At 69.3% G+C, this 11,972-nt stretch carries 11 protein-coding genes; 6 read left to right on the plus strand and 5 right to left on the minus strand.

Annotation, left to right across the window (positions count from 1 at the left end; translation table 11 throughout):
* Positions 1–45 precede the first annotated feature (45 nt).
* The 4 genes from G6N30_RS01265 to G6N30_RS01280 all read left to right on the plus strand — a co-directional run bounded on the left by G6N30_RS01265 (position 46) and on the right by G6N30_RS01280 (position 4,158).
* The gene (locus G6N30_RS01265; protein ID WP_134055424.1) at positions 46–594 is read left to right on the plus strand and encodes a YceI family protein; all 549 of its coding nucleotides are present in this window, start codon (positions 46–48) and stop codon (positions 592–594) included.
* 305 nt (positions 595–899) lie between these two features.
* Positions 900–1,223, plus strand: a complete 324-nt coding sequence (gene fdxA, locus G6N30_RS01270) for a ferredoxin (protein WP_134055422.1) — start codon at positions 900–902, stop codon at positions 1,221–1,223.
* Positions 1,224–1,268: 45 nt separating this feature from the next.
* Positions 1,269–2,354 (plus strand): succinyldiaminopimelate transaminase, encoded by a 1,086-nt coding sequence (gene dapC / locus G6N30_RS01275; RefSeq protein ID WP_134055420.1) that lies wholly within the window; start codon positions 1,269–1,271, stop codon positions 2,352–2,354.
* Between the two features lie 31 nt (positions 2,355–2,385).
* Positions 2,386–4,158, plus strand: coding sequence for an acyl-CoA dehydrogenase family protein (locus tag G6N30_RS01280; protein ID WP_134055418.1), 1,773 nt, complete (start codon positions 2,386–2,388; stop codon positions 4,156–4,158).
* Here the strand turns inward: G6N30_RS01280 and G6N30_RS01285 are convergent.
* Positions 4,059–5,717 (minus strand): PucR family transcriptional regulator, encoded by a 1,659-nt coding sequence (locus G6N30_RS01285; protein WP_134055416.1) that lies wholly within the window; start codon positions 5,715–5,717, stop codon positions 4,059–4,061. The two genes, G6N30_RS01280 and G6N30_RS01285, sit on opposite strands and share 100 nt — an antisense overlap.
* Before the next feature lie 83 nt (positions 5,718–5,800).
* On the opposite strand from G6N30_RS01285, the gene pruA reads away from it, so the two are divergent.
* Complete coding sequence (pruA, locus tag G6N30_RS01290) at positions 5,801–7,429, plus strand: L-glutamate gamma-semialdehyde dehydrogenase (protein WP_134055414.1); 1,629 nt, start codon at positions 5,801–5,803, stop codon at positions 7,427–7,429.
* Between the two features lie 3 nt (positions 7,430–7,432).
* Positions 7,433–8,389 carry a proline dehydrogenase family protein gene (locus G6N30_RS01295; RefSeq protein ID WP_134055412.1) on the plus strand — a complete coding sequence of 319 codons (957 nt, stop codon included), beginning with the start codon at positions 7,433–7,435 and terminating at the stop codon, positions 8,387–8,389.
* Between the two features lie 101 nt (positions 8,390–8,490).
* Here the strand turns inward: G6N30_RS01295 and G6N30_RS01300 are convergent, their stop codons facing one another.
* The 4 genes from G6N30_RS01300 to G6N30_RS01315 all read right to left on the minus strand — a co-directional run bounded on the left by G6N30_RS01300 (position 8,491) and on the right by G6N30_RS01315 (position 11,939).
* The gene (locus G6N30_RS01300) at positions 8,491–9,015 is read right to left on the minus strand and encodes an Rv2253 family sensor-like surface protein (RefSeq protein ID WP_134055410.1); all 525 of its coding nucleotides are present in this window, start codon (positions 9,013–9,015) and stop codon (positions 8,491–8,493) included.
* A gap of 116 nt (positions 9,016–9,131) precedes the next feature.
* Positions 9,132–9,524 carry a YybH family protein gene (locus tag G6N30_RS01305; RefSeq protein ID WP_134055408.1) on the minus strand — a complete coding sequence of 131 codons (393 nt, stop codon included), beginning with the start codon at positions 9,522–9,524 and terminating at the stop codon, positions 9,132–9,134.
* A gap of 43 nt (positions 9,525–9,567) precedes the next feature.
* Positions 9,568–11,307 carry a DUF222 domain-containing protein gene (locus G6N30_RS01310; RefSeq protein ID WP_179965532.1) on the minus strand — a complete coding sequence of 580 codons (1,740 nt, stop codon included), beginning with the start codon at positions 11,305–11,307 and terminating at the stop codon, positions 9,568–9,570.
* 86 nt (positions 11,308–11,393) lie between these two features.
* Positions 11,394–11,939: an NUDIX domain-containing protein gene (locus tag G6N30_RS01315; protein WP_134060742.1), complete on the minus strand. Its 546-nt coding sequence runs from the start codon at positions 11,937–11,939 to the stop codon at positions 11,394–11,396.
* Between the last annotated feature and the right edge of the window lie 33 nt (positions 11,940–11,972).

Genomic DNA, 11,972 nt, shown 5'->3' on the forward strand with positions numbered 1-11,972 from the left:
GGTGGAGCGTCGGAACCGGCCGGCGCACGACCCAAGGAGACGGATATGACTGCTGCAACCGAGACCACCCTGAGCGCCGGCACCTGGGCCATCGACCCGGTGCACTCGACCATCGGCTTTTCGGTACGACACCTCATGGTCAGCAAGGTGCGCGGCACCTTCGACGACTTCAGCGGCGCCATCACCATCGGCGAGGACGGCACCGCGTCCGTGGCCGCCGAGATCAACGTCGCTTCGCTCAACACCCGCAACGAGCAACGCGACGCCCACCTGCGCGCGGCCGACTTCTTCGACGTCGAGAACCACCCCGTCGCCACGTTCACCTCGACCGGTGTGCGTACCGAGGGCGACCGCTACGCCCTCGACGGTGAGTTCACGCTCAAGGGCCGGACCCATCCGATCACCCTTGACCTGGAGTTCCTCGGCACCAACCCCGGCATGGGCCACGGCGAGGTCGCCGGATTCGAGGCGTCGGTGGTGCTCAACCGCAAGGACTACGGCATCGACTTCGACGCGCCCCTTGAGACCGGCGGCGCCGTCGTGGGCGACAAGGTGACCGTCACCCTCGAGATCGAGGCCCTCAAGCAGGCCTGATTCCGCGACTTCCGAGCGCCACGGTGGCGGCGCGCACGCGGCCACCGTGGCGTTCGTCGTCCCAGCCCACATCCACTTACGCGCATCAGGCGTGGCGCCTAGCCGTTTTGTATCTGCGACGTTTAGTATCAGTAACCACGCGCAACTCCTATCGTGTTCGCGCGTGAAGTTAGGGCACACTGAGACAACCGTCCCGGTATCGGCTGGGGATACTTCCAGGCGGACTTGGCGGCACTGCCTCGGCGTGCCCGACCCGATCCGGCAGCCCACTGGACAGTTAGACCGAGGAACACTTAGGAGAACCGGTGACGTACGTCATTGCCGAACCCTGTGTCGACGTGAAAGACAAGGCATGCATCGAGGAGTGCCCCGTCGACTGCATCTACGAGGGCGCACGCATGCTGTACATCCACCCCGACGAATGCGTCGACTGTGGAGCCTGCGAACCGGTGTGCCCGGTGGAGGCGATCTACTACGAGGACGACGTCCCGGACCAGTGGAGCGGTTACACGCAGAGCAACGCGGACTTCTTCAGCGAACTGGGTTCGCCGGGCGGTGCCTCGAAGGTGGGGCAGACCGACAACGATCCGCAGGCCGTGAAGGATCTGCCGCCGCAGGGTGAGGACTGACCGACGGCCAGGCCTGAAGTAGCGCGTCGGGCGGTCTCAGCGAAGCTGCCCGAGTTCCCGTGGGACACGCTGGCGACCGCCGGCGCGCTCGCTCGCTCACACCCGGACGGGATCGTCGACCTGTCGGTCGGCACCCCGGTCGATCCGGTGGCGCCACTGATCCGCGACGCACTGGCCGCGGCCGGCTCCGCACCCGGATACCCGACCACCGCGGGCACTCCCGAGCTGCGGGCGTCGGCGAAGGCCGCGCTCGAACGCCGCTACGGCATCACCGGACTGGCCGCCGACGCGGTGCTGCCCGCGATCGGCACCAAGGAACTCATCGCATGGCTGCCGACGTTGCTCGGCATCGGCGGTGACGACGTGGTGGTGGTCCCCGAGCTCGCGTACCCGACCTACGACGTGGGTGCCCGGCTCGCCGGCGCCCAGGTGATCCGCGCCGATTCACTCACCCAGCTCGGTCCGCAGACCCCGGCGCTGGTGTTCCTCAACTCCCCGAGCAACCCGACCGGCAAGGTGCTCGGCCTCGACCACCTGCGCAAGGTGGTCGGCTGGGCGCGCGAACGCGGGGTCCTCGTCGCGTCGGACGAGTGCTACCTCGGGCTGGGCTGGGACGCCGAACCGGTCTCCGTGCTGCACCCCTCGGTCTGCGACGGTGACCACACCGGTCTACTGGCCGTGCACTCGCTGTCGAAGACGTCGTCGCTGGCCGGCTACCGCGCCGGATTCGTCGCCGGTGACCCGGCCGTCGTCGCCGAACTCCTCGCGGTGCGCAAGCACGCCGGGATGATGGTGCCCACCCCGGTGCAGGCCGCGATGGTGGCCGCGCTCGACGACGACGCCCACGAACACGAACAGCGCGACCGGTATGCGCGCCGCCGCGACGTCCTGCTTCCCGCACTGACGTCGGCCGGGTTCACCGTCGACCACTCCGAGGCCGGGCTGTACCTGTGGGCCACCCGCGGCGAGGCGTGCCGGGCAACCGTCGACTGGCTGGCCCGGCTCGGCATCCTGGCCGCGCCCGGCGAGTTCTACGGTCCCCGGGGCGCCCAGCACGTACGGATCGCCCTGACCGCCACCGACGAACGCATCGACGCCGCCGCCGCGCGGCTTTCGGCGATTCACCGCTAGCTCGCCGCCGCGCGTAATACCGTCGCTGTCGATGAGCGACTACGACGTCGAGCCCGTGGACCGGCTGCCCTTCAGCACCGGCGACAAGGCCGACCGGTACCGCACGGACCGCTTCGGCGGAGCTGTCGGGCTGAACTGGTATGCCACCGACCCGACGCTGCAGTTCACGATGGCCTACTACCTGCCGCCGGACCAATTGCCGCTCGCGGAAACACATCTGACGAGCATCGGCGCGCTGATGGGCGGCGCGGTCGCCCGCTGGGCCGAGGAGACCGACCGCAACCCACCCCGACTCGAACGCTACGACCGCTGGGGCCACGACGTCAGCCGCGTCGTCATGCCGCCGTCGTTCACCGACGCCAAACGCGCGGTGCTCGACGCCCAGCAGGCGCTGCGCGACGACGTGCGCGCCGCGGGCGGCCGCTCGTCCATACCGATGTTCGCCGCCAACTACCTGCTCAACCAGGCCGACATCGGGATGGGCTGCGCGCTGGGCACCGGCGGCGGCATGGTGCAGGCGCTGGTGGCCGCGTACGCACCGGCCGACATCCGCGACCACGTGCTGGCGAAGTTCGAATCCGGTGAGTGGGCGGGTGAGACGGCCCAGATGCTCACCGAGCGCACCGGCGGGTCCGACCTCGGCGCGCTGGAGACGACGGCCACCCGCCACGGCGAGGCCTGGCTGCTCAACGGGTTCAAGTGGTTCGCCTCCAACTGCGACGGGCAGGCGTTCGTGGTGCTGGCGAAACCTGAAGGGGCGCCGGACTCCGGCCGCGGCGTCGCGTCGTTCCTCGTGCTGCGCACCCGGCGCGACGGGTCACGCAACGGCCTGCGCATCCGGCGGCTCAAGAACAAACTCGGCACCCGCTCGGTGGCCTCTGGTGAGGTCGAGTTCGCCGACGCCGAGGCGTTCCTGCTGTCCGGTGAGCCCGATACCGCGGCCGGCCCGTCCGACGGCAAGGGGCTGGGCCGGATGATGGAGCTCACCAACGCCGCCCGCCTCGGCATCGCGCTGTTCGCGGCGGGCAATGCGCGACGGGCGCTGGTCGAATCGCTGACCTACACGCGCCACCGGCATGCGTTCGGCTCGGCGCTGATCGACAAACCGCTGATGCGGCGCAAACTCGCGGAGATGATCGTCGACGTCGAAGCCGCCCAGGCGTTGGTGTTCGACGGCACCGGGCTGGCCAACCACCGTCAGCCGCGGCGTATCCGGCAGCGCATCGCGGTGCCCGTCACCAAGCTCAAGGTGTGCCGCCTGGGCATCACCGCCGCATCCGACGCCATCGAGATCCACGGCGGCAACGGCTACATCGAAGACTGGCCGGTCGCCCGCCTGCTGCGCGACGCGCAGGTCAACACGATCTGGGAGGGCCCCGACAACATCCTGTGCCTCGACGTGGCACGCGGCATCCGGCGCGCCCAGGCACACGAACCGCTGCTGAGCCGGTTGCACGACGCGGTGTCCGCGTCCGACGACGACCCGACCACACAGCTGGTGTCGCGGCGGGTCGAGGATCTCGACGCGGCGATCACCGCGTGGACGAAGCTCGACGGCGCGGTGGCCGAGGCACGGCTGTTCCCGCTGGCGCAGTTCATGGCCGACGTGTATGCGGGCGCGTTGCTGACCGAGCAGGCGGCGTGGGAGCGCGCCGAACGGGGCGGTGAGCGAAAAGCGTTGGTGGCGAGCCTGTATGCCCGCCGCTATCTCGCCGACCTGGGGCCGCTACGCGGGATCGACGACGACGGTGACGAGGCACTCGAACGGTTCGACGAGTTGGTCGACGGCGCCTTCACCGGCTGAGTGGCCTCGGTGGCGCGCAGTCCCAGCGCGAGCACCAACCGGTCGTCGGGGTCGTCGAGCGAGGTGCCCAGCAACGTTTCGATGCGGCGAACCCGGTAGCGAATGGTGTTGGGGTGCACGTGCAGTCGGCCGGCCACCGCGGAGATGTCGCCGAAGCCGTCGAGGTAGGCCTGCAGCGTCTCGGCGAGCAACGGGTCCCGTTCCCGCAGCGTCCGCACGCGTGGGTCGACGAGACTCGGCTGGGTGGCGACATGCGCGACGATCTCGTCGAGCAGCACCGTCGTGCGGGCATCGGCGAGCGAGGTGATCTGCCCGATGGCTCCGGGATGACGTGCGGCGCTGTCGAAGACGCGGTCGATCTCGACGCGCGCCGCCGCCGCGGCGGTCAAACCCGGTAGGGGAGCCGCGATCACCGCCCGTGACGTCAGCCCGGCCTCGCGCTGCAGGACGCCGACGACGCCGCGCACCCACGACGTGACCGACGTCGGTGCCCCGATCTTGGGCAGGAGCACGTAGACCCGGTCGGTGGTCGAGGCCACCTGCGCGTCGGCGCGAAACGCGGTGGCGCTCAGTGCGATCACGTCGGAGGGGGCTGCGCCGAAGCCGATGAGCGCGGCGCGGCTGTCGGGGTCGACGCCGAGGTCCCGTGCGATGGCGCCGACGTCGATGTCGCCGCTGTCGGCCAAGCCGAGCAGTTCGCGGGTCCGCACCGTGTGCGTGGACGGGGTGGCTGCCATCCTGTCGAGCACACGCGCGGCCAGCACCGCCCCGCCGCGCAGCACCTCCTCGGCGTCGTCGGCGAACGGCGCCGAACCCTGCTGCAGCCAGATGGTGCCGGCGAACGTGGGCGTACGTCTGGTGCGCGACGGCAGGTGGATGCCGACGGCCATGCGGGGCCGCAGCCCGAGTTCGGGCCGCTCGGCCACCCGCACCACGTCCGCGCCGGAGCGCAACGCGTCGAAGATGCCCCACTGCCCGATCCACGCCAGGTGTTCGGGCGGGCCGGCGCGGCCGAGAATCGACAGGCGGCGCAGTTCGTCGGCCTCCTCGCTGGACGCCGAGTACGCGAGGACGTGTGATTGCGCGTCCTCGATGCTGACCATGCCGCGGGCCCGGTCGGCGATCGACTGGGCCAGGCTGAACAGGTCGGTGCCGCCGGGCAGCGGTGGGTCGTCACGGTCTCCGCGGTGGTCGAAGAACTGGTTCGCCAGCCGGTACAGCCGTTCCCACCGCGCGTGCGGATCGACCGCCACGACCGCCGCGCCGCGCGCCACTGCGTGCCGCACCAAGTCCGGCGACGGCTCCTTGACGAACACGGCCACCGGCGGCCGGGGCTGCGCGGCCAGCCAGCGCACCGCCGCCTCGGCCGGCACACCGAGGAGGAAGAACAGGTCCGCATTCCCGGCCGACGGCGCGATTCCGAGGCGGACGTCGTCGGCGTCGACCAGCGCCACGGAGGCAACCGGCAGGTCGAGACCCCGCGGCGCCTGCTGCAGCGTCACCATCGTGCGGTCCAGGGCCAACAGCAGCTCGCCGAGCCGGATGCGGGCGGCGCGCATATTGTCCGATAGTAACGACGACGCCCCGCTTCTTTGGCCGATCGGCTAAGTGACGCAGGTCTCGTCTCGGGGATTCTTGACTCATGGACGCGATCACCGACGTACCCCTGCCGGCCAACGAGCCGGTGTTCGACTACGCCCCCGGCTCGGGTGAACGCACCCGGCTCACCGACGCACTGGCGGAGCTGGCCGCGACGCCACTGGACCTGCCCCACGTCATCGGCGGACGGCACCGCATGGGCGACGGCGAACGCATCGACGTCGTCCAGCCGCACCGGCACGCCGCCCGGTTGGGCACGATGACCAACGCGTCGCACGACGACGCCCGTGCCGCCGTCGACGCCGCGCTCGCCGCGAAGCCGGCGTGGGAGGCGACGCCGTTCGACGAGCGCGCCGCGGTGTTCCTGCGGGCCGCCGATCTGCTCGCCGGGCCGTGGCGGGAGAAATTGGTGGCGGCCACGATGCTCGGACAGTCGAAATCGGCGTACCAGGCGGAGATCGACGCTTCGTGCGAGCTGATCGACTTCTGGCGGTTCAACGTCGCGTTCGCCCGGCAGATCCTCACCCAGCAGCCGGTGAGCACCCGCGGGGTGTGGAACCGCACGGACTACCGGCCGCTCGAGGGGTTCGTCTACGCGATCACCCCGTTCAACTTCACCGCGATCGCCGGCAACCTGCCGACGGCGCCGGCGCTGATGGGCAACACCGTCGTGTGGAAGCCGTCGCCGACGCAGACGTTCGCGGCGTATTTGACGATGCAGTTGCTCGAGGCCGCCGGTCTGCCCGAAGGGGTGATCAACATGGTGACCGGTGACGGCAAGGCGGTGTCGGACGTGGTGCTGCCCGATCCGCGGTTGGCCGGTATTCACTTCACGGGGTCGACGGCGACGTTCCAGCATCTGTGGCGTGAGGTCGGCGCGAACATCGAGCGCTACAACGGCTATCCCCGCCTGGTCGGGGAGACCGGCGGCAAGGACTTCGTCGTCGCCCACACGAGCGCGCAGCCGGATGTGTTGCGGACGGCGCTGATCCGCGGTGCGTTCGACTACCAGGGCCAGAAGTGCTCGGCGGCGTCGCGGGCGTTCGTCCCGCGGTCGGTGTGGCAGCGGATGGGCGACGACTTCCTCGGAGCCACCGAGGCGGTGCGCTACGGCGATGTCACCGATCTGTCCAACTTCGGCGGCGCGCTGATCGACGAGCGGTCGTTCGCCAAGAACGTCGCGGCCGTCGAGCGGGCGAAGAGCGCCCCGTCGGTGACGGTGGCGGCCGGTGGCGAATATGACGACAGCGAGGGGTATTTCGTGCGACCCACAGTGCTGCTGTCCGACGATCCGTCCGACGAGTCGTTCTGCACCGAGTATTTCGGACCGATCCTGTCGGTACACGTCTACCCCGACGACGACTACGAACGCATCCTCGGCGTCGTCGACACCGGTGCAAAGTACGCACTGACGGGTGCGGTGATCGCGGACGACCGCGGCGCCGTGCTCGCCGCGCAGCAGCGGCTGCGGCACACCGCGGGCAACTTCTACGTCAACGACAAACCGACCGGAGCGGTGGTGGGTCAGCAGCCGTTCGGCGGGTCGCGCGCGTCGGGCACCAATGACAAGGCCGGCTCGCCGCAGAACCTGTTGCGGTGGACCTCGGCACGGTCGATCAAGGAGAACTTCGTGCCGCCGACCGATCACCACTACCCGCACATGGGGGTGTGAACGATGGGTGCCTTCCAGCGCATCGCGCGGCCGGCGATCCTGGCCGCCGCTCGCTCGGACTCGCTGCGCCGCACCGCGGAACGGCTGCCGGTCACGCGGGGGGTGGTGCACCGGTTCGTGCCCGGTGACAGTGTCGACGAGGCGTCGTACTGCGTTGCCGGGCTGCGCAATTCCGGGCGGCTGGTCAGCGTGGACTACCTCGGCGAGGACGTCACGGACGCGGACACGGCGAATACGACGGTCGAGGCGTACGTGAAACTGCTGGATGCGCTGGGCCGGCGCGACGAACCGGTCGGCGGGGTGCGTCCGCTGGAGGTGTCGGTGAAGCTGTCGGCGCTGGGGCAGGCACTGCCCCGCGACGGGGAGAAGATCGCGTTGGAGAACGCGCACACCGTCTGCGCGCACGCACAACGCGTCGGGGTGTGGGTGACCGTCGATGCCGAGGACCACACGACCACCGATTCGACCCTGTCGATCGTGCGGGAACTTCGGGCGGAGTTCGACTGGCTGGGCACGGTGCTGCAGGCGTATCTGCGTCGCACGGCCGCGGACTGCGAGGAGTTCGCGGCTTCGGGTGCGCGGATTCGCTTGTGCAAGGGCGCGTATGACGAGCCGAGGTCGGTGGCGTTCCGGGAAGCCGACGCGGTCACCGACTCGTACCTGCGGTGCCTGGAGACGCTGATGGCTGGGCGCGGCTATCCGATGGTGGCGTCACACGACCCGGTGGTGATCGACGCTGTGCCCGCGCTGGCGTCGGCGCACGGTCGGGGTCCCGGCGACTTCGAGTATCAAATGCTCTACGGCATCCGGGATCCGGAACAGCAACGCCTCGCCGATGCGGGAAACGCGGTCCGGGTCTATGTTCCGTTCGGCACGCAGTGGTACGGCTACTTCGTGCGGCGACTGGCGGAGCGGCCGGCCAACATGGCGTTCTTCCTCAGGGCGTTGGCAAGTCGCTGAACGGTCTGCGATGATCATGATCGGCGCCGTGTCTGGCCGCACCTGTCTTGGGTTCGGGGGAACGCGGCGGAACCGGTCAGTCACGGGCGCCGCCAGGTGGGTCACCACACGGGGTGCGCTGCGACCGCCATGGTGACGTTGCCGTTGCAGGGGCCACCGAGGATGTCGGTCCGCCAACTGCCTTCCAGTGAGCCGTCGCGCTGCGGAACGTAGTAGACGAAGCTGCGCGCGGGGGTCCAGACTTTCGGAGCGCCGGGGCCCATGTAGCAGTCCCACTGCCAGTCGTAGGACTGCGTCCAGCGGGCGCCGTCCCAGGTGTATCGCAGGGGCTGGGGGACGGTGGGGTTCGTCGAGCGGGGGCCGCTGACCACGGTGGCGATGCAGACACCGCTGACGCAGTCGGTCTTGAAGACATACTGGCCGGTGAAGTCGGCTTCGGGCTGCTGGGCGGCCGGGCTGGTGCCTGCCTTCTGCGAGGCGTAGCTGACCACGGAGAACCGGCCCGTCCAGATCTGTCCCACGGGTGCGGCGGATGCGGTGTCCATCGGGCGGATGAGGGTTCCGGCCATGGCGACCAACACGACCGTTGCGGTCGACAACGCCACTAACGCTCGACGGGTAGCCATCGCCTTCCTCGCACTCTTCAGGACACTTTTCATGCCGGAAGCGCCAGCGTAGCAGCGGTTTTCAGCGGCCGAGTCCGACGTTATGCGAAATTGTCGATCTTGTTACCGCCCGCGGGTCACGTCATGCAGAAGGAGTGGTGTTCATGGGTGATGAGCCACTCCCCGTCCTGGCGGTGTAGGCCGAAGGTCATCCGCAGCCGATTGTCGGGATCGGTTTCGAACATCTCCTTGGGGCCGCACCGCAGCAGACCGTAGGCGAAAGCGACGTCGGTGCCCGCAGTAACGTGGAGTTCGACGAGTTCGAATATGGCGCCACTGCGGAGGAAGTCGAAGAACGGGGGCCACGTGTCGCGGTATGCGTCGATTCCGCGCACACCGGCATGGGGCGGCGGCACGTCGAACTGCACGATGTCGGAGTCGTGATGGGCCAGCACACCGTCGATGTCACACGCTGCCACGGCGTCGATCCAGTCGGTGATCAGCTGCCGGACGATCGTTTCGTTGTTCACACCGGTGCAGACCCGGCCGCTTCGTGAAAGTCATCGCCGCGCCTCAGAACGGGGGTGGTTTGGTGCGTTCGGCGACGAAGTCGTCGTTGAGTCGGCGTTCGGCGTCGATGCGGTAGCGGCGGTCTTGGGCGCGGGTGCGGCGGCGTTTGGGCATCATGAGGCCGCGGTTCTTCGCGGCGTCTGCGGTCTTCCCTTTCCGGGCTGCTGCGGTAGGGGTGCACAGGGTCGGGAACAGCAGCGCACTACCCGGGTGGGTGATGTGGGTCTGCCCGCTCGGTGAGGTCCAGATGACGGTGCCGTCGGCCAATTGTCTGTCCCGCCAACCGGTTTGGCCGGTCCAGAAAGTCTTGAGCAGGTGGTGTTTTCGGCAGAGGCATTTGAGGTTGGACGCGTTCGTGGGCCCGGTGGGGTAGGGCACGGTGTGGTCGATGTCGCAGAGGGTTGCGGGTTTGTCGCAGCCGGGGAAGCGGCAGGTCAGGTCGCGGCAGCGCACGAAGTCCTGCAGCGCGATCGAGGGCCGGTAGTGGGGTTCGGGTGGGGTGTCGCCGGGGTGGCGGAGTTGGCGGATCTTCGCGCGGTTGAGGAATGCGGGCAGCACCACCGGGCTGAGCACCCCGCCGCCGATGACGAACGCCGGCGCGGGGGTGGGCTTCGGGGCGGGCTGCGGGTCGGCCGGGGGTTCCTCTGACGCGTCACTAGTGGTGTGCGGGTTCGTGTGGTCGTCGACCGGCTGGCACTGGGCCGGTGAATCAGTCCTCGGCGGGGTTCCGGCGTTCACCGGCGCGGGCGACTGCGCGTCGTTGTCTGAGCTGTCCACGGATTCACTGTGCGCAGCGACTTCGTCGCCCGCTGGGGCCGGCGACGCTTCACTGGGTTCGGCATCGGTGTCCGACTCCGCAATAGGGTCGTCCTCAACAGGGGCTGTGGTGGCCGCACCCTCACCCGTCTGGGCCTGATCGAGTGCGTCGTGGGTGGTGATGAGGTGGATGATGACGTTGGGGGTGGGGCGGTCGGCGGTGGCGGTGGGGCAGTGGGGGTTGTCGCATTCGCAGCGCAGTGGGTTTCCGGTGGCGACTGCGGCGAAGGCGTCGTTGCGGCGTTCGCGCATGGTGCGGGGGTCGTCGGGGCAGACGGTGTGGGCCATGGCCTCGACGCGTTGTTCGAATGCGACGCCGTCGGGGGCGTACATGCGGGCCCAGAGGGTCATGTAGCCGGCGTCGTCGGCGGTGTCGCCGAATTCGATGTCGCGGTGTTGGTCGGCGGTTGTGGTGCGGCGCAGCGCTGCGGGGTCGTGGGTCTCGACGATCGCGTCGATGGCGGCTTTGGTCTTTTTGGCTGATGTGGGGCCCCAGGACAGTAGTTGCTCGGCTAGGGCGGTGTCGACGGCGGCCAGCGTGTCGGGGTCGGTGATCAGGGTGGTGCGGCAGACGACCGCGCGCACGAGCAGGTCGCTGAGGAGTCCGCGGGCGAACAGTGCGGCGACTTTGGGGAGTCGGTCGCGCAGGGCGACGGCGCGGTGGGTTTGGAACAGGGCCAGGGAGTCGGTGATGTTGTGGGCGGCGGCCAGTTCGCTGACCACGCTGGTTTCGGGGTCGACGAACCACAGGTTGCGGTCGAGGGCGTCGTCGAGGCCGGTGCGGCGGCGGAACACCTCGGCCATGGCGGCGAGTTTGCGGGCGGCGGCGGCGGATTCGACGCGGCTCCACCCGGCGGAGGCGGTGATGAGTTCGGCGTCGCTGAGCGCGGCGAGGTCACCGATCTCGGGGAGCGAACCATCGAACATGGTTTCGATTCTGGCACGCCCGACCGACACCAGCCACGCCAAAACAACGACCCTGTGGACAAAAACCCCGCTGTGGACAACCGCCGTCAGCCGTGCGTGCGCTCCCACAGCAGCAGCATCCCGTAGGCCGCGATGCTCTGCGCATCGGTGATCTCGCCGTCGGTGATCATCCGCTCGAACTCCGCGCGCGTGAACCAGGCGCTGCGCATGTCCTGCTCTTCATGCTCGCGCTCATGCGGGCCCTCGGTCAGGTCGGTGGCGAGGAAAACCCACCCGCGCTGGCTGCTCATCCCGGGCGCTACGTCGAGCAGTCCCAGCCGGGTGACGGTGCCGGCACGCAACCCGGTCTCCTCGCGCAGTTCGCGCGCGGCCAGGTCGAGAGGCGCCATATCGGCCCGCCCCGGCGCGGTGCCCTGCGGAAACTCCCAGCGGCGCAACCCCAGTGGATAGCGATACTGCTCCACCAGCTTCAGCCGGTCGCCGTCGCAGGCGATCACCAGCGCATAGTTCGGCTTGTCGACCACGGCATAGATCCCGTCGCTGCCGTCGGGTCGCAGGATGTCGTCCTCGCGCAACGTCAGCCAGTCGTTCCGGTACATCTCGCGCGACGCCACACATCGGATCGATTCCACGCGCCCAGTATCGCCGAGGGCGATGACGAGTAG

Source organism: Mycolicibacterium litorale (assembly GCF_010731695.1).
Taxonomy (GTDB): Bacteria; Actinomycetota; Actinomycetes; order Mycobacteriales; family Mycobacteriaceae; genus Mycobacterium; species Mycobacterium litorale.

Bases quoted from the DNA above. Each gene is read 5' to 3' on its own strand.
- G6N30_RS01295 (WP_134055412.1), top strand. From the start codon at position 7,433: ATGGGTGCCTTCCAGCGCATCGCGCGGCCGGCGATCCTGGCCGCCGCT.
- G6N30_RS01310 (WP_179965532.1), bottom strand. From the start codon at position 11,307: ATGTTCGATGGTTCGCTCCCCGAGATCGGTGACCTCGCCGCGCTCAGC.
- G6N30_RS01265 (WP_134055424.1), top strand. From the start codon at position 46: ATGACTGCTGCAACCGAGACCACCCTGAGCGCCGGCACCTGGGCCATC.
- G6N30_RS01300 (WP_134055410.1), bottom strand. From the start codon at position 9,015: ATGGCTACCCGTCGAGCGTTAGTGGCGTTGTCGACCGCAACGGTCGTG.
- G6N30_RS01285 (WP_134055416.1), bottom strand. From the start codon at position 5,717: ATGCGCGCCGCCCGCATCCGGCTCGGCGAGCTGCTGTTGGCCCTGGAC.
- G6N30_RS01280 (WP_134055418.1), top strand. From the start codon at position 2,386: ATGAGCGACTACGACGTCGAGCCCGTGGACCGGCTGCCCTTCAGCACC.
- pruA (WP_134055414.1), top strand. From the start codon at position 5,801: ATGGACGCGATCACCGACGTACCCCTGCCGGCCAACGAGCCGGTGTTC.